The organism is Paraburkholderia sp. SIMBA_054 (assembly GCF_046534875.1).
Taxonomy (GTDB): Bacteria; Pseudomonadota; Gammaproteobacteria; order Burkholderiales; family Burkholderiaceae; genus Paraburkholderia; species Paraburkholderia hospita.
Genome location: NZ_JAWRXV010000989.1, coordinates 1 through 263, shown reverse-complemented (window position 1 = coordinate 263; position 263 = coordinate 1). Strand labels below are relative to the sequence as shown.

At 56.7% G+C, this 263-nt stretch carries 1 protein-coding gene; it reads right to left on the bottom strand.

Features of this window, described 5'->3' with window-relative positions; translation table 11 throughout:
• Positions 1-263, bottom strand: a 263-nt coding sequence (locus SB822_RS58095) for a glycine betaine ABC transporter substrate-binding protein (RefSeq protein ID WP_410859241.1), incomplete at both ends; no start/stop codon positions are given.

The following is a 263-nucleotide window of genomic DNA, read 5'->3' as shown; positions in this document are numbered from 1 at the left end:
CTTTAATCGCCTTGGCAAGATCGCTCAGGGTCGCGATGCCCAGCTTCTTCGCTTCGTCCTGATTCATCGCGAACGAGTACGTGTTGTTCGCACGCGAAGGGTCGAGCCATACCAGGCCCTTGCCTGCATCGAGTTCCTTGACCTTCCTGTAGGTGTCTTCCGGCGACAGGCGGTCATTGATCTTGTTGTACGTAATGAGCGACGTGCCCGTGTATTCCCAATACACGTCGACCTGTCCATTCTCTTGCGCCGAGCGCAGCACC